This is a genomic window from Methylobacterium sp. NFXW15, assembly GCF_049887755.1.
In the GTDB taxonomy this organism is placed as follows: Bacteria; Pseudomonadota; Alphaproteobacteria; order Rhizobiales; family Beijerinckiaceae; genus Methylobacterium.
The window spans coordinates 202785-223644 of record NZ_JAGEKG010000005.1; the positions used below are offsets into that span (position 1 = coordinate 202785).

The following is a 20860-nucleotide window of genomic DNA, read 5'->3' on the forward strand; positions in this document are numbered from 1 at the left end:
AAAGACGGTGGCACGTGAGCCAACTTGGTCGAAGACGGCTCTGGATCACGAGAGGGTGCAGGGCTTCAGCCCCGCACCCTCTCGTCCTTAAGAACCCGCGATCTCAGTAGCGGCAGATGCGGCGCGGCCCATAGGGCGTCGGGCGGATGAAGCAGCGGCGGCCGTAGAAGGGACGCGGGCGGTACATCGGGCGGCAGCGGCCATAGGGGCCGCGAGCCCAGCCCGGACCACAGCCCATCGCCACGGTCTCGACCTGCGCGCCGCCCGCCAGCGTCGTCGCGAAGCCCGCAGCCAGGGGAGCAGCCTGGGCGGAAGAGATGGCTCCGAGGCCGCCGAGGGCCAGGGCGGCAGCGAGGCCGAGGAACGACTTCGTCATCGGTATGTCCTTGCGATCCGGCGCCGCTCCGGCTCGCGAAGCGGCTCGACCGGTCCGCGAAACGCGGGACCGGTCGGATCGTTGCAAGGCGCCGAGGGTTTTTTAGCGCCCGAACAGGCGCTTCAGGCTGCCGAGGAAACCGCCGGAGGACGGCGCTTCCGGACGGGGCACGGGCTGCGGCGCGACCTTTTCCTCCTGATGCGGGGCCAGGACGAGACCGAGGGCGGCCGTGTCGGTGGTCTCGCGATCGATGAGGATGAAGCTGCCGGTCTCGCGGTTGGCGGCATAGGCATCGACGGCCACGGGCCGGTCGAGCGTCAGGCGCACATCCGCGATGTCGTTGGCCGAGAGCTTGTCGGCCGGGCCGGGCTTGCCCGTCTCCGGGTCGATGCGCGAGACGATCGACTCCACCGTCGCCGTCACCGTGGCGGTGCCGATCTTGGCGTAGAGGCTCGCGCCGGGCGCGAGGTCGGTCTCCGCCGCCCAGAACAGGCGCGCGTCGAGCCGGTCGAGGGCGTGGAGCGGCGACGCCTCGGCGGCGATCACCTGACCCCGCGACGCATCGATCTGCTCTGCCAGAACCAGGGTGACCGAGAGGTCGGCCCCGGCTTCGGCCAAGTCGCCGTCGGCGGTGTAGATCCGCTCGACCGTGGCGGTCCGGCCGCCCGGCTGCACGCTCACGCGGTCGCCCGGCCGCACGGTGCCGCTGGCGATGCGCCCGCTATAGCCCCGGAACTCCGAGTCTGGCCGGTTGACCCACTGGACGCCCATGCGGAACGGCGCATTCAGCGCCTCCTCGCGCACCGGCACGGTCTCCAGGAAGGAGAGCAGGGTGCCGCCCGTGTGCCACGGGATGTTCACCCCCGGCTCCACGACGTTGTCGCCGTTCTTGGCCGAGAGCGGGATCGCCCGGATTTCCGCGAAGTTCAGGCCAGCGGCGAACTCCGAGAAACCCTTCACGATCTCGGCGAAGCGGTCCTGCGCCCAGCCGATCATGTCCATCTTGTTGACGGCCAGCACCACGCGCCGGATGCCCAGCATGGAGACCAGCAGGGCGTGGCGCCGCGTCTGGCGGGTGAGGCCCTGGCGGGCATCGACCAGGATCACGGCGACGTCGGCGGTGGAGGCGCCGGTCGCCATGTTGCGGGTGTACTGCTCGTGGCCGGGCGTGTCGGCCACGATGAAGGACCGCTTGTCCGTCGAGAAGAAGCGGTAGGCGACATCGATGGTGATGCCCTGCTCGCGCTCGGCCTGGAGGCCGTCGACCAGCAGCGCGAGATCCATCTCCTGGCCTTGCGTGCCGTGCTTGCGGGAATCCCGGCGCAGCGCGGTGATCTGGTCGTCGAAGATCTGCTTCGTGTCGTGGAGCAGGCGTCCGATCAGCGTCGACTTGCCGTCATCCACCGAGCCGCAGGCGATGAAGCGCAAGACTTCCTTGTTGCGGTGGGTTTCGAGGAACGTCGCGTAATCCTTCGCGAGGCCAGCGGCCTGGAACGCGTCCTTGGACTGATGAATGGTCATCAGAAGTAGCCCTCCTGCTTCTTGCGTTCCATGGCGCCCGCGCCGTCCTTGTCGATCACCCGGCCCTGACGCTCCGAGGTGCGGGCGGCCAGCGTCTCGGCGATGATCTCCGGCAGGCTCGCGGCCTCGCTCTCGACCGCGCCGGTCAGCGGGTAGCAGCCGAGCGTGCGGAAGCGGACCACCCGCTGCTGCGGGGTCTCGCCGGGGTTGAGGGGCAGACGGTCGTCATCGACCATGAGAAGCTGCCCGTCGCGCTCCACCACGGGGCGCGGCGCCGCGAAGTAGAGCGGCACGATCGGGATGTTCTCCTGCTCGATGTAAAGCCAGATATCGAGTTCGGTCCAGTTGGACAGCGGGAAGACCCGCAGCGACTCGCCGCGCTTCTTCTTGAGGTTGTACAGATGCCAGGGCTCGGCCCGCTGGCGCTTCGGATCCCAGCGATGCTGGGCCGTGCGCAGGGAGACGATGCGCTCCTTGGCGCGGCTCGCTTCCTCGTCCCGGCGGGCGCCGCCGAAGGCCGCATCGAACTTGTGCTGGTCGAGGGCCTGACGCAGGGCCTGCGTCTTCATCACGTCGGTATGGACCTCGGAGCCGTGGCTCACCGGGCCGATGCCGCGGGCGAGCCCGTCCTGGTTGGTATGGACCAGGAGATCGAGGCCGAGTTCCTTCGCGCGGGCATCGCGGAAGGCGATCATCTCCTTGAACTTCCACGTCGTATCGACGTGGAGGAGCGGGAAGGGCAGCTTGCCCGGCGCGAAGGCCTTCAGCGCCAGGTGCAGCAGGACCGACGAGTCCTTGCCGATGGAATAGAGCATCACCGGGTTCTCGGTCTCGGCGACCGTCTCCCGGAAGATATGGATGGCCTCGGCCTCCAGACGCTTGAGATGGCTCAGGCGCGCAGGGGAGGGGGCATGGGTCTCGGGCCGCAGGGCGGCCGTTGCGGCGCTCATCGGGCGAACTCCGGCTGGCGGGTTTCAGATGTGGGTTCGAATACGGCGGCTTCCTGGCCCGGCTGCACCGCGGCGCCGGGGCGGCCGACGTGCAGGCCGCATTCCTTCTTGTCTTCCTGCTCCCACCACCAGCGCCCGGCGCGCTCCGGCTCGCCGACCTTCACCGCACGGGTGCAAGGGGCGCAGCCGATCGAGGGGAAGCCCCGGTCGTGCAGCGGATTGTAGGGAACGAAGTTCTCGCGGACGAAGAGATCGACGCGCTCGCGCGTCCAGTCCGCGAGGGGGTTCAGCTTCACGAGGCCGCGCTCGGCATCGTAAGCCGCGAGCGGCGTCGCGGAGCGGTTGGCCGATTGCCCGGCCCGCAAGCCCGTGAGCCAGCCGACGGCGCCGTCGAGCGCCCGGCCCAGCGGCTCGACCTTACGGAAGCCACAGCAGGCCTGCCGTGCGGCGACCGATTTGCGGAAGCCGTTGATGCCTTCCTCGCGCACGAACGCCTCCTCGGCCTCACGCTCGGGCACGTAGGCGTGGATGCGGATGCCGTAGGCGGCCTCGGTCTCGACCCAGGTCTCGTAGGTTTCGGGAAAGAGGCGGCCGGTATCGAGGGTCGCGATCTCGATCCGCGTGCCCGCGAGCTTCGCCAGGGCGATGGCATGGGTCAGCACCTGATCCTCGATGCCGAGGCTCGTGGTGAAGACCAGCCGACCCGGCACCTCGCGGGCGATCAGATCCAGCCGGGCAGGGAGATCGAGGGTGGCGAGGCGGACGGCGAGTTCGCCGGCCTGCGCCTCGGCCGCCCTGGAATCCGTCAATGACATGATGGTCAGCTCCTGCGTCGGCCCTGTGGAAGCGGCGGGCCGCGCCGGTTGTGATGGAGTCGAAATGTTCGCTATACCGAACGAAGTCAAGGCAAGGGGGCCGATTCGCACCCCACGGAATGCCGATATCGGGTGCGTCAACGCACATGGAATGCGATCGGCACCCGCCTGTTTGTAAAAAATAATTCTCAAAATTGTGGCATGAGCCCTATAGAGCGGGAAGTTCCTTCTTCCCGGAAAGTGGGCGGCGAACCCGCGGAGGTTCCTTTTGGACGCCATCGACCTGAAGATCCTGGCCCTGCTCCAGCGGGACGCGACCCTGTCCATCGCCGCCATCGGCGAGAAGGTCGGCCTGTCGCAGACGCCGTGCTGGAAGCGTATCCAGCGTCTCGAGGCGGACGGGGTGATCGACCGGCGCGTCGCCGTGCTCGATCCCGTGAAGCTCGGCCTCGGGCTGACGGTCTTCGTCTCCATCGAGACCGCAGACCATTCGCAGGAGTGGCTGCAGCGCTTCGCCGATACGGTCTCGGCCATGCCGGAGGTACTGGAATTCTACCGGATGGCCGGAGATGTGGACTACATGCTGCGCGTCGTGGTCGCAGACATGCAGGCCTACGATGCGTTCTATAAGCGCCTCATCTCGGTCCTTCCCCTGAAGAACGTCACGTCCCGCTTCGCTATGGAAAAGGTGAAATCCACCACGGCCCTGCCGTTGCCCGCGCCCCCCAAGGCGACGCGGCATCTGCCGGAACTGGCTCCGGCCCTCGCTGCGGTCGGAGAATGATCTTCTCCCTACGCCACGAGCGGCAAACGCGATCTCCTCATTTCGTGCCGTTCTGCAAAAAGAACGTTTCTGGTTGACATGGGCCCCGCGCCCGACGACATGGTCCGGTAATGTCTCGCTCTGCTCTTCTTCCGCGCACCGCTCCTTTCGGAGACGGCGAGCGCGCCAGCCTCGACGCCGTTCTCGTGAATGCGAGCCCGGTCCAACGCGCATGGCTGGCGGGTTTCCTCGCCGGCCTCGACGCTGCCGGGGGGCAGCCCCAAGCCGCCACGGCTCCTGCCGCCAAGGCCTCCGAGCCGCTGACGGTCATCTACGCGAGCGAGTCGGGCAATTCCGAGAAGCTCGCGGGGGATGTCGCCAAACTCGCCCGCAAGCAGGGCTTCAAGCCGAAGGTGGTGGATTTCGCCGACCTCGACGTCGCGACCTTGCCGAAGGCGGGCAAGCTCGTCGCCATCGCCGCGACCTGGGGCGAGGGCGAGCCTCCGGCCCGTGCCGTGCGGGCCTATGGCGAGCTGATGGGCGAGGGCGCCCCGCGCCTCGAAGGCGTCGAGTTCGCGGTGCTGTCGCTGGGTGACACGTCCTACGTGGAGTTCTGCGCCATCGGGAAGGCGCTCGACGCGCGGTTCGAGGCCCTGGGGGGCAAGCGCGCCGCCGAGCGGGCCGATCTCGACCTCGACTTCGAGACCCCGGCCGCCGAGTGGATCAAGGGCACCCTCAAGGCGCTGGCGCCCGCCGCCGCCACCGACAACGTCGTGGCCGTCGATTTCGCCCGCGCGGGCGGCGACGAGGATGCCGAGCCGAGCCGCGACCCCGTCGTGGTGGAGGTGATCGAGCACGTGAACCTCAATTCCTCGCGCTCCGACAAGGAGACGATCCACCTCGCGCTCGCCTTCGAGGACGGCGCGCCCGCCTACGAGCCGGGCGATTCCCTCGAGATCTACCCCGAGAACGACCCCCAGCTAGTGGACGAGATCCTGACCGCTACGGGCCTGTCGGGGGACGAGGCCCTGCGCAAGGCGCTGCTGGCCGAGCGCGACATCACCACCCTCTCGGCAGCGACGATCGAGCGCTTCGCCAAGGCCACCGGCTCCGAGGATGCCAAGGCCTTCGTGGAGGGCGGCGAGGTTCGCGCCTGGATCGAGGGCCGCAACCTGATCGACCTGATCGAGCGGTTCCCGGCCAAGCTCACGGCCGAGCATCTCGGCAGCATCACCCGGGCGCTGCCGCCGCGGGCCTATTCCATCGCCTCCTCCCGCAAGGAAGTCGGCGACGAGGTTCACCTCGCCATCGCCGCCGTGCGCTACGAGACCTTCGGGCGGAAGCGCTCCGGCGTCGCCTCGGTGCATGTGGCGGACCGGATCAGGAACGGCGCCAAGTTGCGGGTGCGGCTGAAGCCGAACAAGCATTTCCGCCTGCCCTCCGACCCCGCGACCGACATCATCATGGTCGGCCCCGGAACCGGCGTCGCTCCGTTCCGCGCCTTCGTGCAGGAGCGCCGCGCCACCGAAGCGTCCGGCCGTTCCTGGCTGTTCTTCGGCGACCGCCACTTCACCCACGACTTCCTGTACCAGCTCGAATGGCAGGAGGCTCTGGAGGAGGGCGCGCTGACGAAGATCGACGTGGCCTTCTCGCGGGACCAGCCGGAGAAGATCTACGTCCAGAACCGGATCGACCAGAACGCCGCAGAATTGGTGGAATGGCTGGATGGCGGCGCCCACCTGTATGTCTGCGGCGACGCCAAGCAGATGGCCAAGGACGTGCGCGCCTCCGTGGTGCGGGCCTTCGAGACCGTGAAGGGCCTCTCCGCCGCCGAGGCCGAGGCGCATGTCGCCGGGCTTGAGCGGGCGAAGAAGTACCAGCAGGACGTTTACTGACACGAACCGACCGTCAATCGCGACCCTCGTCCGACCCGCGCCCTCATCCTGCGGTGCCCGCGCCAGCGTGCCCCGCAGGAGACTTCCCAAGGCCGTGCGATGCCTGGAGCTCTCCTTCGGGACCTCCGCTTCGCTGCGGCACCTCAGGATGAGGCGGATCGGATCCGTCGCCGCCGACACAGAATACCGGGACCACCATGACCGACGGCACCAATTCCAAGCGCGTCTACGAGACCCCGCCGACCGACCGCCCGATCACCGAGGCGGAGGCCGCACGCGAGGCAAAACTCGCCGCGAACGAGCACATCAAGATCGCCAGCGGCTACCTGCGCGGAACCCTCGCGGACGGGCTTCTGAAGCACGCGACCGGCGCCATCTCCGAGGATGACGGCCAGCTCGTGAAGTTCCACGGGATGTACCTGCAGGACGATCGCGACCTGCGCCCCGAGCGGACCAAGAAGAAGCTCGACAAGGCCTACAGCTTCATGATCCGCCTGCGCATCGCGGGCGGTATCGTGACGCCCAAGCAATGGCTGGTGCTGGACGACATCGCCCGCACCTATGCCGGCAATGCGCTCCGCGCGACGACCCGCCAGACCTTCCAGTACCACGGCGTCATCAAGTCGAACCTGAAGCGGACCATGGCCGCCATCGACGCGGCCCTGCTCGACACCATCGCCGCCTGCGGCGACGTGAACCGCAACGTCATGGCCGCGACCAACCCGGCCCAGGTCGAGGCGCACAAGGCCGCCTACCAGCTCGCCAAGGACATCTCGGATTCGCTCCTGCCCAAGACCAATGCATGGCGCGAGATCTGGCTCGACGGCGAGCGCGTCATCGGCGGCGAGGAGAACCCCGAGATCGAGCCGATCTACGGGCGCACCTACCTGCCGCGGAAGTTCAAGACGGTCGTGGCCGTGCCGCCCTCGAACGAGGTCGACATCTTCGCCCACGATCTCGGCTTCATCGCGATCCTCGACAAGAAGAATGCTGTCACCGGCTGGAACGTCACGGTGGGCGGCGGCATGGGCATGACCCATGGCGAGCCGGATACCTTCCCGCGCACGGCCGACGTGATGGGCTTCGTGAAGCCCGAGGACGCCCTGAAGGTCGCCGAGGCGGTGATGACCGTCCAGCGCGACTGGGGCAACCGCAAGAACCGTAAGAACGCCCGCCTGAAGTACACGATCGAGCGGTACGGTCTCGACGCGTTCCGGGCCGAGGTGGAGAAGCGCATCGGCAAGACGCTCGGCGCGCCCAAGCCCTACACCTTCACCAACAACGGCGACCGCTTCGGCTGGACCGAGGGCGACGACGGCCGCCACCACCTGACGCTCTACGTCCCCTCGGGCCGGATCAAGGATTACGAGGACGGTCCGCAATTCCTGGCGGGTCTGCGCCGGGTGGCCGAGGAGCACGAGGGCGATTTCCGCCTGACCGCCAACCAGAACGTCATCATCGCCAACGTTCCGTCCGAGAAGCGCGCCGCGATCGAGGCGATCGTCGACGAGTACGGGATGACCAAGGGCGCGGGCGCCCTGCGGCGGAACTCCATCGCCTGCGTCGCCATGCCGACCTGCGGCCTGGCGCTCGCCGAGAGTGAGCGGTTCCTGCCGGGTCTGATGGACGATCTGGAGGCGAGCCTCGCCAAGTACGGGCTGCAGGACGAGGAGATCACCATCCGCTCGACCGGCTGCCCGAACGGCTGCGCCCGGCCCTTCATCGCGGAGATCGGCCTCGTGGGTCGCGGCCCCGAGCGCTACCACCTCTATCTCGGCGCGGCCTTCGACGGCTCTCGCCTGGGCAAGCTCTACCGCGAGGATGCTTCACCGGCCGAGGTGGTCTCGACGCTCGATCCGCTCTTCGCCGAATTCGCGAAGGGCAAGCAGGCCGGCGAGCATTTCGGCGATTACCTGATCCGCGCCGGGCACGTGACCAAGACGATCAACGGGCCGGACTTCCATGAGAAGACCGGCGCGCTGAAGACTGTGCAGTAGACTGGATCAGCCGGTCACTCGGCGGGGGCGGCCACGCGAACCTTGGCCGCCCTGCGCCGCCGCGACTCGGCGGCGAGGTCGGAAAAGCCCCCATCGAACCGCTCGTAGGCCCGCGTGACGAGCGCGAGGACGAGGTCGAGGGACGCCCCGAACAGGATCACGACCTTGAAGAAGGCGGTTGCGGCGAGATGCCCGGCGAAGCGGACGATGCGACCGATCCAGTGAAACAGGGCCATGGTGACCTTTCCTGAGAGGAGGGGAGGCGGGTCGAACCCGTCCGTTGCAGCGCACACATAGGTGAGCGCCGCCCCGTGGGGACGCGACCGAAAGCGGCGGTTCTCATCAGGAACTTCTCGGATCAACCTGCTTGGTCCCGCGTTCCGCCTTCGCACCGCAGCGGAGATGGGCATGCAGGCGAAACGGGTATCGGGGCGCAAGGTACGCTACGCCGTGGTGGGCGGCGGCTGGATTTCCCAGGCGGCCTTCATGCCGGGCGTGGCCCAGACCGGCAATTCCGAGATGACGGCCATCGTTACGGGCGATCCCGAGAAGGGCAAGGCACTCGCCGACACCTACGGCCTGACCGCCTTCACCTACGATCGCTACAAGGAAGCCCTGGCTTCGAACCTGTTCGACGCGGTCTATCTCGCCTTGCCGAACGGCATGCACCGGGACTACGCCGTGCCCGCGTTGGACGCCGGGTGCCACGTGCTCCTCGAAAAGCCCATGGCGGTGAGCGTCGCGGAATGCGAGGCGATCAATGCGGCGGCTCGCACGAGCGGCGCCAAGCTGATGATCGCCTACCGGCTGCATTTCGAGCCGGGCACGCTCGATGCCATCGCCCGGATCCGCGCGGGCGCAATCGGTGAGCCGCGCATGTTCACCGCGACCTTCGGCCAGAAGGTCAGCGCCGCCAACCACCGGGCGAAGCAGGGCTACTGGGCCGGCCCTGTGCCCGACATGGGCACCTATCCGATCAACGCCGCGCGCAATCTGTTCGGAGAGGAGCCGGTAGAGGTCTCGGCCATCGGCAGCCGACGGCCCGACAGCCCGTTTCCCTTCGACGGCACCGTTGCCGTCACCCTCCGCTTCCCGAGCGGGCGGCTGGCCCAGTTCACCGTCTCCTACGAGACCGAGGCCGTCGATGCCTACCGGGTCACGGGCACGGAAGGCGACCTGCACCTGCAACCCGCCTTCCTGTTCGGCATGGGCCTCGCGGGCCGGCTGACGCGGGGCGGTACGACCGAGCCCCTCGCCTATCCGAGCGTCGACCAGTTCGGCGGCCAGACGCGCTACTTTTCCGACTGCATCCTGAACGACCGGGTACCGGAGCCGGATGGCGAAGAGGGCCTCTGCGACATCCGCATCCTCGAAGCCGTGGAGCGGGCGCTCGCCACCGGACAGACGCAGAGCCTTCCACCCCACGACCGCAGCCGTCGCCCCGACCCGTCGCAGCGCATGGAGTTGCCGGAGGTCGAGCCGCCGGAGATGGTCAACGCTGCCCGGCCCGATGAATAACGACAATCGGCCGCATGGTGAGAACCAATTAACTGCAACGACGTTGTAATTAGGAGACAACGAGGTCGACGCCTCATTCGCGCCAGAATCGCGAATCGGGGGGCGACGGGAGGGTGGGGACAATGGCCAAGCACGACATCCTGGGCTTCTTCGAGCATCGTCGCGATGGGGCTTGGATTTGCGTCCGGCCGTTCACCCTCACCACGCCGAATGCGAGCGTCGACATCCGTCAGGGCATGCGCTTCGACTACGGTAAGCGCGTCGGCGGTGTGGACCTCGCCGAGTACCTGGAGCGGTTGGGCTCTCAGTTCGGATCCTGATCCGGCGCTCAATAGATTGCGGAACCAAAGCCGGGCCCTGACGGCCCGGTTTTGACGGGTTTGGCCGCCTGCCCTACCAGGGGTCATGCATCCCGCCGACTTCAAGCCGACGATCGCCGACGAGAGCGCGCCGACCACCCGTTGCCGCATCATGGCGACGGCGAGCACGTTCTTTCACGAGATCGGCTACCAGAAGACCACCGTCGCCGACATCGCCCGGGCTCTGAAGATGAGCCCGGCGAACGTCTATCGCTTCTTCGACTCGAAGAAGGCGATCAACGAGGCCGTGCTCGAACGGCTGATCGGTGAGGTCGAGGCGATGCTCATCGCCATCGCGGAGCGTCCGGGCCAAACGCCGACGGAACGGCTCGTCGCCGCGATTCACGCCCTCCACCGGCACGGCATGGAGCGCTACGAGCGCTATCCCCGCATCCACGAAATGGTCGAAGCGGCCATGTCCGAGAGTTGGGACGTGTGCAGCGAACACGTCGCCAAGCTCACGGCGGTGCTCGAGCGCATCATCCGCGACGGCGTCCGCGAGGGCGAATTCGCCACCTCCGACCCGGCGGCGGCAGCGGGCTGCATCCATGTCGGGATCGCCCGCTACACCCATCCGCTGCTGGTCGGGCAGCCGCTGCAACCGCCGATCCCGCCGCTGGAAACGATGATCGCCTTCCTTTTGCGATCCCTGGCGCGGTCCTGATCCTATTCGGAGGCCGGGGTCGAGGGCGGGGCGGGCTCCGAGACGGACGGTTGCGGGCCGTCATAGCCTTCGATCACCAGGATCTCGGCCTCGACGCCGCCGTGCTGCTTGGCCTTGGCCTGCTGGTAGAGATCCGAGTTCCAGCAGGCGAGGGCGTCCTCGTAGCTCGGGAATTCGATGACGACGTTGCGGCTGCGGGCTTGCCCCATCACCGCCTCGTAACGCCCGCCGCGGATCAGGAAGCGCCCGCCGAACTGAGCGAAGGCCGCGCCATTGGCCGCCACGTACTCCTTGTACGCCTCGGCATCGCGGACATCGACTCGCGCGATCCAGTAACCCTTGACCATCGGTGCTGCCCTTCGCTCGCCCCGGCGGCGAGGCCCTTCACATAAGGCGGGCGCCGCCTCAGGCCATCTCGGCGACGATCGCCCGCGCCACCGCCCTCGGGTCGGCGGCACCGGTGATGGGGCGGCCGACCACCACATGGTCGATGCCCGCGCGGCGGGCATCGCCGGGGGTCATCACCCGCTTCTGATCGCCCGCATCGGCCCCCGCCGGGCGGATGCCGGGCGTCACGATCAGCCGGTCCGGGCCGACGAGACCGCGCACCCCCGCCGCCTCGGCCGCCGAGCAGACGAGCCCGTCGATGCCGATCTCGGCCGCCTGGGCGGCGCGCTTGGCGACGAGATCGGCCACGGGCAGGGCGTAGCCCGCTTCCTGCGCATCCGCGTCGTCGTAGGAGGTGAGCACCGTCACGGCGAGGATCTTCAGGCCGTTGCCCCGGCCCTTCACCGCCGCCCGCATGGTCTGCGGATAAGCGTGGACCGTAAGGAACGTCGCCCCGAGCCCCGAGACCGAGCGCACCCCTTCCTCGATCGTGTTGCCGATGTCGTGCAGCTTGAGATCGAGAAAGACCTTCAGGCCCTGGCCGATCATCCGCTCCGCGAGGGCCAGCCCGCCCGCATAGGCCAGCCGGTAGCCGATCTTGTAGAAGGTCGCCGCGTCGCCGATGCGCTCCACCAACGCCTCGGCCTCGGGCACCCCCGGCACGTCCAGGGCGACGATCAGGCGGTCTCTCGGGTCGGTCTGGCTCATGCGCGCACGGATCACGGGGGCGGGCGGCCTGTCAATGCGTGCCGCCGGGCCAGGGGAAGCGGATATTGCCGTCGCGCAGACCCGCAAGGACCACCTCGACACCGCCGGATTTGATCATCCATTCGAGGCGATGGTCCCGGTATTCCCGGCGCCGACCGCCGGTCGTGTACATCTCGGAGGCCGCCGCCATCCTGGCTGCCGCCGCGTCGAACTCGGCGAAGGTCTGGGCGACCGAGGGGCGCGCCGTCACGCGGGCGTGCCAGACGGCGAGGGGCGTCCCGGGCTCCGGCCCGAGGCCGTAATGGACCGAACGGTTGAGCATCGGCGCCACCGCCGCGTCGGCCCAGCCGAAGCCGGCCCCCCCGAACCAATCGGCCGCGCCCAGGCGTTTCGTCAGCCAATCCTGAAGCGTCCGAGTCTGGGCGGCGGCCTCGGCCCGCAGGTGCTCGGCGAGATCACCGGTCGCGCGCTTGAACCACAGGATCTCACCGAAGCCCCAGTTCACCGCCTCGTATTGGGTGTCGCAGACATCCTCCGTCACGCGGGCGAAGGCGCGGGCGGCGGGATCGCGCGGCAGGAGCGGCGGCTCGGGCCAACGTTCCTCAATGTATTCGAGGATCACCGTCGATTCGAAGATCGTCACGTCCCCGTCGATCAGCACCGGCACCTCGGTGCGGGGATTGGCGGCGGCGAAGGGCCCGTCCAGGCGGCCGGTGCCGAAGCTCTCCGGCAATTCCGCCCCGAACGGCACGCCCTTTTCGCGCAGCGCGATCTTGATCTTCTGCGCATAGGACGAGAGCGGGTGCTCGTAGAGCAGCATGGGCGTCTCCGAGGGAGGTCGAGCGGAAGCTGCCAGACCCGTTACGCCGTTGCGAGCGCAGCGAAGCAATCCAGGGCAGCGGGACGTTTCAAACCGTGGCGGTTCCCTGGATTGCTTCGCATCCGCTCGCAATAGCGGCGAACCCGGCTCAATCGGCCAGCACCCGCGCGACCTCCGCACGAAGCACCGGCAACAACTCGGCCTCGAACCACGGCTCGCGCTTGAGCCAGCCGTTGTTGCGCCAGGAGGGGTGGGGCAGGGGCAGCACCCGGGGACGGCGGGGCTCGGCGAGGATCTCGCGCCAGCGCCGCACGGTGCCCGTGAGCCCACCCTCCAGCTTCCCGAGGTGCCAGGTCTGCGCGTAGGAGCCGATCACGAGGATCAGGTCGAGGTTCGGCAGGCCCGCGAACAGGTCGGCGCGCCAGCGCTCGGCGCATTCCCGGCGCGGGGGCTTGTCGCCCCCCTTCTCGTCGAGACCGGGAAAGCACGAGCCCATCGGGACGATGGCGATGTTTTGTGGGTCGTAGAACCGGGCCTCGTCGAGCCCCAGCCAGGAGCGCAGCCGCACGCCGGAGGGGTCCATGAACGGCATTCCGGTCCGGTGCGCCCGCGTTCCCGGCGCCTGGCTCGCTACGCAGAGCCGTGCCCCCGTCGAGCCCTGGATGATCGGCCGCGGCTCCTGCGGCAAGGGCGGCCCGTAGAGCGGCGTATCCCGGCAGATGCGGCAAGCGCGCAAGCGCGCGGCGGTCTCGTCGAAGGGCTGCATGGAGCGAATATAGGGATCCCAAAGGGCCGAGCCCTTTGGCGAGGTATCGGGGCAGCGCCGCGACGACCGCAAAAAGAAACGGCGCGGGTCGCGCCGCGCCGTTGCAGTGGAGTCTCTTGCCTTGGGGGAAGGCAAACCCGGTCTACGCCTCCCCAGGCTGAAATATTGTGCGATTCCTCACGCGCCCCTCAGGCCCGACAGGTCGAGCGGCAGCGAGCGCAGCCGCTGCCCCGTCGCCGCGAAGACCGCGTTGGCGATGGCGGGCGCCAGGACCGGCACGCCAGGCTCGCCGATGCCGGTCGGCGCGACGGCGCTCGGCACGATATGGACCTCGACCTTCGGCATCTCGCTGATCCGGGTCGGCTCGTAGGCGTCGAAATTCGCCTCCTGCACCTGTCCGTCCTTCAGGGTGATGCGGTTGCGCAGCACCGAGGACAGGGCGAAGCCGACCGCACCCTCGACCTGCGCCCGGATCACATCCGGGTTGATGGCGATGCCGACATCGACGGCGGCGACGATGCGCTCGACCTTCACGGAGCCCTGGCCCGCGCTCACCTGCGCGACCATGGCGACGTAGGAGCCGAAGGATTCGTGGACAGCGACGCCGAGGCCGCTGCCCTTCGCCTGCGCGCCGCCCCAGCCCGCCTTGTCGGCGGCGAGTTGCAGCACGGCGGCGAGGCGCGGAGCGTTGCCGAGCAGCCCCAGCCGGTAGGCGACCGGATCGGCCCCCGCCGCATGGGCGAGGTCGTCGATCATCACCTCCATGACATGGGCGGTGTGGCTGTGGCCGACCGAGCGCCACCACAGGACCGGCACGCCCTCGCGCCCGTTATGGACCCCGAAGCGGTAGGCGGGCAGGGCGTAGGGCGTGTCCGAGGCGCCCTCGACGGTGGTGGCGTCGATGCCGTCCTTCACGATCATCGCCTCGAAGGGCGAGCCGATCATGATGGACTTGCCGACCATCACATGGTCCCAGCCGACGATGGCGCCCTTGGCATCGATGCCCGCCCGGACCTTGTGGAGCACGCTCGGGCGGTAATAGCCGCCGGTCATGTCGTCCTCGCGCGTCCAGACGAGATGGACCGGCGCCTTTTCGCCGCTCGCCTTGAAGACGGCCGCCGTCTCGGCGGCGTAATCCGCCGTCGGCGTGGCGCGGCGGCCGAAGGAGCCGCCCGCCCAGGTCGTGTGCAGCCGGACCTTGTCGGAGGTCACCCCGAGGATGGCAGCCATGGTCGCCTGCTCCACAGTCTGGAACTGGAAGCCGGCATAGACGTCGTAGCTGCCGTCCTGCGCCTTCTCGATGGTCGCGTTCAGGGGCTCCATAGCCGCATGGGCGAGATAGGGGAAGGTGAACTCGGCCTCGATGACCGTCGCCGCGCCCTTCAGCGCCGCCTGCGCGTCGCCTCGCTTGGACGCGGTGAGGCCGGGGGATTTCGCCCGCTCCCGGTAATCGGCGAGGATCGCTTCGGAAGAGCGCGTCTCGGCGGCGGACTCGTCCCAGGTCACCTTCAGCGCCTTGCGGCCCTGCATGGCCGACCACGTGTCCTTCGCGACCACGGCCACGCCCGAGGGCACGCGCACCACGTCGAGCACCCCCGCGACCTTGCGGGCGGCGGCGTCATCGACGCTCGTCACCGTACCGCCGAAGACGGGCGCGCGGGCGATCATCGCCGTGACTTGGCCGGGGCGGCGGATGTCGAGCGAGTAGACCGCCGAGCCATCCGTCTTGGCCGCGGAATCCAGGCGGCTCACGGGCTTGCCGATGAGGCGCCACTCGCTCGGATCCTTCAGCTTCGGCTCGGCCGGGACGGGGAGGGTGGCGGCGGAGGCCGCGAGCTCGCCGAACCGCGCCTGACGGTTCGAGGCGGCATGGCGGACGAGGCCGTCCGCCACGGTGATCTCGGCCACGGGCACGCGCCACTGGAAGGCGGCTGCGGCGACCAGCATCTCGCGGGCCGCCGCGCCTGCCTTGCGCAACTGCACCCAGGAATTGGCGATGGCGGTGGAGCCGCCCGTGCCCTGGATCGGGCCCATCAGCAGGTTGTTGTAGCGGGCCGCGTCGGCGGGGGCGAACTCGGTGCGCACCTTGGACCAGTCGGCCCCGAGTTCGTCCGCGAGGATGGTGGCGAGGCCGGTCGTGTTCCCCTGGCCCATGTCGAGGTGCTTGATCACCACGGTCACGGTGTCGTCCGCGCCGATGCGCAGGAAGGCGTTGGGATCGGGCCGGATGCCGGACGGGTCGAGCCCGGCGGCACGGGCGGACCCGGTCTCCAGACGGAAGGCCACGACGATGGCACCGGCCCCGGCGAGGAAGCCCCGGCGGCTCGGACGGGGGGCGGGCAAGGAGCCGGAGTGGGGCCCGGTCGGCCGACGGACGTTCAGCATGGCGGCGATGCTCCGGTCTGGACCGTGAAGGGAATCGGTCGTGACGGGCGCGGAGGCTGTCCTCCCCGCCCGCTTACGCTGGACATGAGCCCCAGATGGCCCGGCGGGACGGTCAGGCGAGGTGGCTCGCTGCCTCGTGAATCGCGGCGCGGATGCGCTGGTAGGTGCCGCAGCGGCAGATGTTGCCGTCCATGGCGCCGTCGATGTCGGCATCGGTCGGGCGGGCATTGGCCGAGAGCAGGCCGATGGCGGACATGATCTGGCCCGACTGGCAATAACCGCACTGGACCACGTCGAGCTTGCGCCACGCGGCCCGCACCGCCTCCGCGACCCGGCCCGAAACACCCTCGACCGTCGCCACCGGTGCGGTGCCGACATCGCCGAGGCGAGTCTGGCAGGCGCGCACCGGCTGCCCGTCGAGATGCACGGTGCAGGCGCCGCACTGGCCGATACCGCAGCCGTATTTCGTGCCGGTGAGGGTCAGGTGGTCGCGCAACACCCACAGGAGCGGCGTGTCCGGATCGGCGTCGACCGCACGCGGCACGCCGTTGATCGTGATCTGGGGCATGGCGGAGCTTCGGTTTCGCAGGCCTGACGCGAACGTGTAGACACAACTAGACCCGCCGTCCCGCCTCCAGGCGGTGCGCCAGCGCACAGAAGCTGGGGGTAAACGAGACGCCGCCCCGTTTAGGGACGATTGGAGAGATCCCGGCAACCGCTTCTTATGAGTTTCGCCGCATCCTCGGGCGGATTTCGTCAATAAAACCCGAAAATCCGGTCTTCCTGAGCGCATGTCCGATCTCACTGTCGAGATGGTCCAGCGCGGGCGGGGTCCCTCAACTGAGGAGGCCGCCCGGCGCCTCGGTGTCGCCCGCGACATCCGGTCGGCCCGCGAACGGCTGACCTCGCTCACCGGGCTGGAACGGGCCTTCGATCACGAGTTGCTGCGCCACTACGCCCAGTACCGGGCCGAATCCGGCATTCCCCTCGGGCTGTTCGCCGTCGCGCTGGCGGGCGCGGCGACCTACTGGGTCCCGATGGTGTTCGCGGCGGCCTGGGCTTTGTGCGTGTTCCTGATGATCACGCTCACCTCGGTGCTGAGCCGACAGTTCCTCGGGGCCGATCCGGAGCATATCGACCTCGTCCGCTGGCGCCGCCGCTTCGTGATCGGCGAGGTGCTACAGGGCCTGTCGTGGTCGGGCATGGCCGCGATCGGCGGCACGGGCGGCTGGACCTTCGCCCTGTTCGGCCTCGTCATCGCGGCGGCGGTGACGACCATGCTCGCGGCCACCGTGCCCGCCGCCGCCGTTGCGGCCCTGGTGCCGCTGACGGTCGCCACGATCTCCCTCACCGCCTTCTCCAGCAGCATGGACGCGCTGATGCTCGTCGCCATGGCGGCGGGCACGCAGGTCTTCTTCCTGGGACTCGCCCGGCGGCTCTACGCCACCACGGTCGGCGCCCTGCATTCCCGTGCCGAGAAGGATGCGGTGTTCGGCGAGTTGGAGCAGGCCAAGGCCAATTCCGACGAGGCCCGCCGCCGGGCCGAGGAGGCGAACCTCGCCAAGTCGCGCTTTCTGGCCACGATGAGCCACGAGCTGCGCACGCCGCTCAACGCCATTCTCGGTTTCTCGGAGGTGATGAAGGGCGAGGTGTTCGGCCAGCACACCGCCCCGGCCTACCGGGAATATTCGAACGACATCCACGATAGCGGGATGCACCTGCTCAACCTCATCAACGAGATCCTCGATCTGTCGCGCATCGAGGCCGGGCGCTACGAGTTGAACGAGGAACCGGTGCTGCTGGCGAGCGTGGTGGAAGAGTGCCGCCACATGATGGCCCTGCGCGCCAAGGCGAAGGGCCAGACCGTCCACGACATGGTCGACACCAGCCTGCCGCGGCTCTGGGCGGACGAGCGGGCTCTGCGCCAGATCGTGTTGAACCTGCTCTCCAACGCGGTGAAGTTCACACCGCCCGGCGGCGAGATCTGGCTGAAGGTCGGCTGGACCGCGCGGGGAGGACAGTACCTCTCCGTGCGCGACAGCGGCCCCGGCATCCCCGAGGACGAGCTCGGCACCGTCATGTCCTCGTTCGGCCGCGGCGCCTTGGCGATCAAGACCGCCGAACAGGGCTCCGGCCTCGGCCTGCCGATCGTGAAGGGCCTCGTGGAACTGCATGGCGGCCAGTTCCATCTCGTGTCGCGCCCCCGCGAGGGCACCGAGGTCGTCGTGACGCTGCCCGCCGCGCGGGTGATGGACACGCTCCCGGCCGAATCGTTCGAAGAGCCGGAGCCGTTGATCGAGGCGCCGCAACGGACCAAGTCCGCACGTCCCGTGAGCCGCGCCGCTTGAGACAGTCCAACGGACTGCATTGACGGATGGATGATCGGGCCGAACTTCTCAGCCACGCGACCCGACACTGCCGTATCGACAGTGGTTCATCTCTGAAAATACAAGTGATTTCTCAAAAATAATCCAAATTTTCGGCGCCCTTGCAAAATGTTCCGCAGGGGCATACGGTTGTTCTATCGGTACGTTTTCGGATGTTTTGGGCCGTAATTTCCTTCGCGGGGCGGTTCTTTCCTCCTATCGCTATCGTTCGACCCGACGTCACGCGGCTTCGCGGCGACGTTTCTACCCCTGACCCCGCGAAGATCGAGACCAATCCATGTCGACCGGTACCGTGAAGTGGTTCAACGCGACCAAGGGCTTCGGCTTCATCCAGCCTGAGGATGGCGGCCAGGACGTGTTCGTGCACATCTCCGCCGTCGAGCGCGCTGGGCTCGGCACCCTCAACGAGGGTCAGCGCATCTCCTACGAGCTGGAAACCGACCGCCGCAGCGGCAAGAAGTCCGCCGGCCAGCTCCGCGCCGAGTAATCCCTGAAGGTGCCTTCGGTCCCTCGCGGGCCGGACGCATCGTGGGTCAGCCAGACAGGGCCGCTCCCTCCGGAGCGGCTTCCTTTTTTTCCGATACGACAGAGCGGCAGGCGCCTCCCGCCCGCCCGATCCGGAGACTTCGTGAGCTTTCAGAACAGCCAAGCCCTGACCGACCGTCTCGCCGCCGCCACCAAGGCGCGTACACAGACCCTGGCCCGCTTCCGCGCGCGGCCCGCCGCCGACGATCCGGCCGTCCTCGCCCGTCAGTCCGCCCGCCGCGCCCTCGTCGAGGCCCGCGAGGTCCGCAATGCCGAGCGCGAGTTGCAGCGTCTGGCCGCCATCGCCAAGGCCGAAGCTGAGGCGGAAGCCGCGCGTCTGGCGGAAGCCGAGCGGGTCGAGGCCGAACGCATCGCCGCCGAGGAGCGCGCCATCGCCCGTCAGGCCGAACTCAAGGCCCAGCGCGACGCCCGCTACCTCGCCCGCAAGGCCAAGGCCCTGCGCCGGGGCTGACGACCCTCAGGCGCCCAGGCCGCCCATGGCGCGGACCAGCGCCCATTCGCTCTCGCTCACCGGCTGCACCGACAGCCGGGAGTTGTTGACGAGCACCATGTCCTTCAGCGCCGCCTCGGCCTTGATCGCGTCGAGGGTGACGGGGACCTTCATCGGCTCGACGGCGCGCACGTCGACCATGCCGAACCGCCCGGTCTCGTCCGTGTGGTCGGGGTAATAGGGGCGGATTACCTCCACCACGCCGACGACGGCCTTGCCCTCGTTCGAGTGGTAGAAGAAGCCCTTCTCCCCCACCTGCATCGCCATCAGTTGCTTCTTGGCGAGGTGGTTGCGCACGCCGTTCCAGAACGTGCCGTCCTTCCCGGCCGCGACCATCTGGTCCCATGACCAGGTCGCGGGCTCGGACTTGAACAACCAAAACGCCATCGGGGTCTCGCGGAAGTCATGGGTGTCCAGAGGGCTGAGCCCTCTGGCGGGTGCAGGGCGGCGCCCTGCATAGCCCAGGGGCTTCGCCTCCGGACCCCACCCAAGGACTTGTCCTTGGAAATCCTCAATCCATCTCGCCGCGCAGCGGCCGGGCCAGGAGCTTGGTGACGACCGTGTCGACACCGGTCTCGCCCGCGACCAGGGCGGCGACCGCCTCGGCGACCGGCATCTCGACGCCGCGCGCCCGGGCGAGGCCGGTGAGCGCGGCGGCGGTGAAGGCGCCTTCCGCGAGCTTGCCGCCCGACGCCTCCTCGGGGCTTGCCCCGGCGCCGAGACGCTGGCCGAAGGCGAAGTTGCGCGATTGCGGCGAGCCCGCCGTGAGCACGAGGTCGCCGAGGCCAGACAGCCCCATCAGCGTCTCCGGCCGTCCGCCGAAGGCACGCGCGAAGCGCATCAGCTCCGCGAAGGCGCGGGCGATCAGGGCGGCGCGGGCGCTCTCCCCGAGGCCGCGCCCGGCGACGATCCCGCAGGCGATAGCGAGCACGTTCTTCCCTGCGCCGCCGATCTCGACGCCGCGCACGTCATCGGTGTGATAGAGCCGGAAGGTCGGTCCCGAGAGCAGGGCGCTGAGCGAAGCCGCGAGCCCCGCATCGGTGCAGGCGAGCGTCACGGCGGTCGGCAGGTTGCGGGCGACATCCGCGGCGAAGCTCGGGCCGGACAGGACGGCGACCGGCGTCCCGGTGGGGAGCACGTCGGCGGCCACCGCGCTCATGAAGCTGTCGCTGCCCCGCTCGATGCCCTTGGCACAGAGGATCACCGGCCCCGCCTCCGCGAGCGGCCCGGCGAGTTGCCCGAGCACGCCGCGCAAGGTCTGCGCGGGAACCACGAGCAGGGTCGCCCCGGCTCCCGCGAGGTCTTCCGCCACGGCCGTCGCACGGACATGGGCGTGCAACGGCACGCCGGGCAGGTAGCGAGGATTCTCGCGTTCCGTCTGCATCCGCGCAGCGGCCTCCGCATCACGCAGCCAGAGCGTCACGGAATGGCCTGCCGCAGCTGCGGCATTGGCCAGCGCCGTGCCCCAGGCTCCGCCGCCGACGACGTTGATGGGCGCGCTCATGCGGTTCGT

General features: G+C 68.8%; 22 protein-coding genes. 9 read left to right on the forward strand and 13 right to left on the reverse strand.

What is annotated here, in order from left to right:
- Positions 1-103: 103 nt before the first annotated feature.
- The 4 genes from J4O73_RS13485 to J4O73_RS13500 all read right to left on the reverse strand — a co-directional run bounded on the left by J4O73_RS13485 (position 104) and on the right by J4O73_RS13500 (position 3662).
- Positions 104-376, reverse strand: coding sequence for a GCG_CRPN prefix-to-repeats domain-containing protein (locus J4O73_RS13485; RefSeq protein WP_426218067.1), 273 nt, complete (start codon positions 374-376; stop codon positions 104-106).
- 102 nt (positions 377-478) lie between these two features.
- Complete coding sequence (gene cysN / locus J4O73_RS13490) at positions 479-1897, reverse strand: sulfate adenylyltransferase subunit CysN (RefSeq protein ID WP_426218068.1); 1419 nt, start codon at positions 1895-1897, stop codon at positions 479-481.
- Positions 1897-2847 carry a sulfate adenylyltransferase subunit CysD gene (cysD, locus tag J4O73_RS13495; protein ID WP_426218070.1) on the reverse strand — a complete coding sequence of 317 codons (951 nt, stop codon included), beginning with the start codon at positions 2845-2847 and terminating at the stop codon, positions 1897-1899. Before cysD ends, cysN begins: the two co-directional genes overlap by 1 nt.
- Positions 2844-3662: a phosphoadenylyl-sulfate reductase gene (locus J4O73_RS13500; RefSeq protein ID WP_426218072.1), complete on the reverse strand. Its 819-nt coding sequence runs from the start codon at positions 3660-3662 to the stop codon at positions 2844-2846. Before J4O73_RS13500 ends, cysD begins: the two co-directional genes overlap by 4 nt.
- A 268-nt stretch (positions 3663-3930) precedes the next feature.
- Between J4O73_RS13500 and J4O73_RS13505 the strand changes: the two genes are divergently transcribed.
- The 3 genes from J4O73_RS13505 (at position 3931) to J4O73_RS13515 (ending at position 8317) form a co-directional block, all read left to right on the forward strand.
- A complete protein-coding gene (locus J4O73_RS13505; protein WP_378972511.1) occupies positions 3931-4446 on the forward strand; it encodes an Lrp/AsnC family transcriptional regulator in 516 nt (171 codons plus the stop codon).
- A 110-nt stretch (positions 4447-4556) separates the two neighbouring features.
- The gene (locus tag J4O73_RS13510; RefSeq protein WP_426218074.1) at positions 4557-6320 is read left to right on the forward strand and encodes a diflavin oxidoreductase; all 1764 of its coding nucleotides are present in this window, start codon (positions 4557-4559) and stop codon (positions 6318-6320) included.
- Between the two features lie 197 nt (positions 6321-6517).
- A complete protein-coding gene (locus tag J4O73_RS13515) occupies positions 6518-8317 on the forward strand; it encodes an NADPH-dependent assimilatory sulfite reductase hemoprotein subunit (protein ID WP_426218076.1) in 1800 nt (599 codons plus the stop codon).
- 14 nt (positions 8318-8331) lie between these two features.
- Here the strand turns inward: J4O73_RS13515 and J4O73_RS13520 are convergent, their stop codons facing one another.
- On the reverse strand, positions 8332-8553 hold the full coding sequence (locus J4O73_RS13520; protein WP_426218078.1) for a hypothetical protein: 222 nt from the start codon (positions 8551-8553) through the stop codon (positions 8332-8334).
- Positions 8554-8725: 172 nt separating this feature from the next.
- Here J4O73_RS13520 and J4O73_RS13525 point away from each other — a divergent pair, with 172 nt between their 5' ends.
- From J4O73_RS13525 to J4O73_RS13535, 3 genes are all read left to right on the forward strand, one after another.
- Positions 8726-9835 carry a Gfo/Idh/MocA family protein gene (locus J4O73_RS13525; protein ID WP_426218080.1) on the forward strand — a complete coding sequence of 370 codons (1110 nt, stop codon included), beginning with the start codon at positions 8726-8728 and terminating at the stop codon, positions 9833-9835.
- Positions 9836-9957: 122 nt separating this feature from the next.
- Positions 9958-10155: a hypothetical protein gene (locus tag J4O73_RS13530; protein ID WP_378972521.1), complete on the forward strand. Its 198-nt coding sequence runs from the start codon at positions 9958-9960 to the stop codon at positions 10153-10155.
- 85 nt (positions 10156-10240) lie between these two features.
- Positions 10241-10858: a TetR family transcriptional regulator gene (locus J4O73_RS13535; RefSeq protein WP_426218082.1), complete on the forward strand. Its 618-nt coding sequence runs from the start codon at positions 10241-10243 to the stop codon at positions 10856-10858.
- Positions 10859-10860: 2 nt separating this feature from the next.
- Here J4O73_RS13535 and J4O73_RS13540 read toward each other — a convergent pair whose 3' ends face one another.
- The 6 genes from J4O73_RS13540 to J4O73_RS13565 all read right to left on the reverse strand — a co-directional run bounded on the left by J4O73_RS13540 (position 10861) and on the right by J4O73_RS13565 (position 16492).
- Positions 10861-11205: a DUF1330 domain-containing protein gene (locus tag J4O73_RS13540; RefSeq protein WP_426218084.1), complete on the reverse strand. Its 345-nt coding sequence runs from the start codon at positions 11203-11205 to the stop codon at positions 10861-10863.
- Positions 11206-11263: 58 nt separating this feature from the next.
- The gene (gene pyrF / locus J4O73_RS13545; RefSeq protein WP_426218085.1) at positions 11264-11953 is read right to left on the reverse strand and encodes an orotidine-5'-phosphate decarboxylase; all 690 of its coding nucleotides are present in this window, start codon (positions 11951-11953) and stop codon (positions 11264-11266) included.
- A gap of 31 nt (positions 11954-11984) precedes the next feature.
- A complete protein-coding gene (locus J4O73_RS13550; protein ID WP_426218087.1) occupies positions 11985-12773 on the reverse strand; it encodes a glutathione S-transferase family protein in 789 nt (262 codons plus the stop codon).
- 148 nt (positions 12774-12921) lie between these two features.
- A complete protein-coding gene (locus J4O73_RS13555; RefSeq protein ID WP_426218088.1) occupies positions 12922-13539 on the reverse strand; it encodes a uracil-DNA glycosylase family protein in 618 nt (205 codons plus the stop codon).
- Between the two features lie 177 nt (positions 13540-13716).
- Positions 13717-15924 (reverse strand): molybdopterin cofactor-binding domain-containing protein, encoded by a 2208-nt coding sequence (locus J4O73_RS13560; protein ID WP_426218089.1) that lies wholly within the window; start codon positions 15922-15924, stop codon positions 13717-13719.
- Positions 15925-16036: 112 nt separating this feature from the next.
- A complete protein-coding gene (locus J4O73_RS13565; RefSeq protein ID WP_426218090.1) occupies positions 16037-16492 on the reverse strand; it encodes a (2Fe-2S)-binding protein in 456 nt (151 codons plus the stop codon).
- 223 nt (positions 16493-16715) lie between these two features.
- On the opposite strand from J4O73_RS13565, the gene J4O73_RS13570 reads away from it, so the two are divergent.
- The 3 genes from J4O73_RS13570 (at position 16716) to J4O73_RS13580 (ending at position 19308) form a co-directional block, all read left to right on the forward strand.
- Positions 16716-18272, forward strand: a complete 1557-nt coding sequence (locus tag J4O73_RS13570; RefSeq protein WP_426218091.1) for a sensor histidine kinase — start codon at positions 16716-16718, stop codon at positions 18270-18272.
- Between the two features lie 316 nt (positions 18273-18588).
- Positions 18589-18798, forward strand: a complete 210-nt coding sequence (locus J4O73_RS13575) for a cold-shock protein (RefSeq protein ID WP_378972538.1) — start codon at positions 18589-18591, stop codon at positions 18796-18798.
- 141 nt (positions 18799-18939) lie between these two features.
- Positions 18940-19308, forward strand: a complete 369-nt coding sequence (locus J4O73_RS13580; protein ID WP_426218092.1) for a DUF6481 family protein — start codon at positions 18940-18942, stop codon at positions 19306-19308.
- 6 nt (positions 19309-19314) lie between these two features.
- On the opposite strand, the gene J4O73_RS13585 is transcribed toward J4O73_RS13580, so the two are convergent.
- A complete protein-coding gene (locus J4O73_RS13585) occupies positions 19315-19734 on the reverse strand; it encodes an EVE domain-containing protein (RefSeq protein WP_426218093.1) in 420 nt (139 codons plus the stop codon).
- Between the two features lie 124 nt (positions 19735-19858).
- Positions 19859-20851: an NAD(P)H-dependent glycerol-3-phosphate dehydrogenase gene (locus J4O73_RS13590; protein WP_426218094.1), complete on the reverse strand. Its 993-nt coding sequence runs from the start codon at positions 20849-20851 to the stop codon at positions 19859-19861.
- Positions 20852-20860 lie beyond the last annotated feature (9 nt).

Coding starts and splice junctions, on each gene's coding strand:
- J4O73_RS13485 (WP_426218067.1), bottom strand. CDS start 376: ATGACGAAGTCGTTCCTCGGCCTCGCTGCCGCCCTGGCCCTCGGCGGC.
- cysN (WP_426218068.1), bottom strand. CDS start 1,897: ATGACCATTCATCAGTCCAAGGACGCGTTCCAGGCCGCTGGCCTCGCG.
- cysD (WP_426218070.1), bottom strand. CDS start 2,847: ATGAGCGCCGCAACGGCCGCCCTGCGGCCCGAGACCCATGCCCCCTCC.
- J4O73_RS13500 (WP_426218072.1), bottom strand. CDS start 3,662: ATGTCATTGACGGATTCCAGGGCGGCCGAGGCGCAGGCCGGCGAACTC.
- J4O73_RS13510 (WP_426218074.1), top strand. CDS start 4,557: ATGTCTCGCTCTGCTCTTCTTCCGCGCACCGCTCCTTTCGGAGACGGC.
- J4O73_RS13515 (WP_426218076.1), top strand. CDS start 6,518: ATGACCGACGGCACCAATTCCAAGCGCGTCTACGAGACCCCGCCGACC.
- J4O73_RS13520 (WP_426218078.1), bottom strand. CDS start 8,553: ATGGCCCTGTTTCACTGGATCGGTCGCATCGTCCGCTTCGCCGGGCAT.
- J4O73_RS13525 (WP_426218080.1), top strand. CDS start 8,726: ATGCAGGCGAAACGGGTATCGGGGCGCAAGGTACGCTACGCCGTGGTG.
- J4O73_RS13530 (WP_378972521.1), top strand. CDS start 9,958: ATGGCCAAGCACGACATCCTGGGCTTCTTCGAGCATCGTCGCGATGGG.
- J4O73_RS13535 (WP_426218082.1), top strand. CDS start 10,241: ATGCATCCCGCCGACTTCAAGCCGACGATCGCCGACGAGAGCGCGCCG.
- J4O73_RS13540 (WP_426218084.1), bottom strand. CDS start 11,205: ATGGTCAAGGGTTACTGGATCGCGCGAGTCGATGTCCGCGATGCCGAG.
- pyrF (WP_426218085.1), bottom strand. CDS start 11,953: ATGAGCCAGACCGACCCGAGAGACCGCCTGATCGTCGCCCTGGACGTG.
- J4O73_RS13550 (WP_426218087.1), bottom strand. CDS start 12,773: ATGCTGCTCTACGAGCACCCGCTCTCGTCCTATGCGCAGAAGATCAAG.
- J4O73_RS13555 (WP_426218088.1), bottom strand. CDS start 13,539: ATGCAGCCCTTCGACGAGACCGCCGCGCGCTTGCGCGCTTGCCGCATC.
- J4O73_RS13560 (WP_426218089.1), bottom strand. CDS start 15,924: ATGCTGAACGTCCGTCGGCCGACCGGGCCCCACTCCGGCTCCTTGCCC.
- J4O73_RS13565 (WP_426218090.1), bottom strand. CDS start 16,492: ATGCCCCAGATCACGATCAACGGCGTGCCGCGTGCGGTCGACGCCGAT.
- J4O73_RS13570 (WP_426218091.1), top strand. CDS start 16,716: ATGTCCGATCTCACTGTCGAGATGGTCCAGCGCGGGCGGGGTCCCTCA.
- J4O73_RS13575 (WP_378972538.1), top strand. CDS start 18,589: ATGTCGACCGGTACCGTGAAGTGGTTCAACGCGACCAAGGGCTTCGGC.
- J4O73_RS13585 (WP_426218093.1), bottom strand. CDS start 19,734: ATGGCGTTTTGGTTGTTCAAGTCCGAGCCCGCGACCTGGTCATGGGAC.
- J4O73_RS13590 (WP_426218094.1), bottom strand. CDS start 20,851: ATGAGCGCGCCCATCAACGTCGTCGGCGGCGGAGCCTGGGGCACGGCG.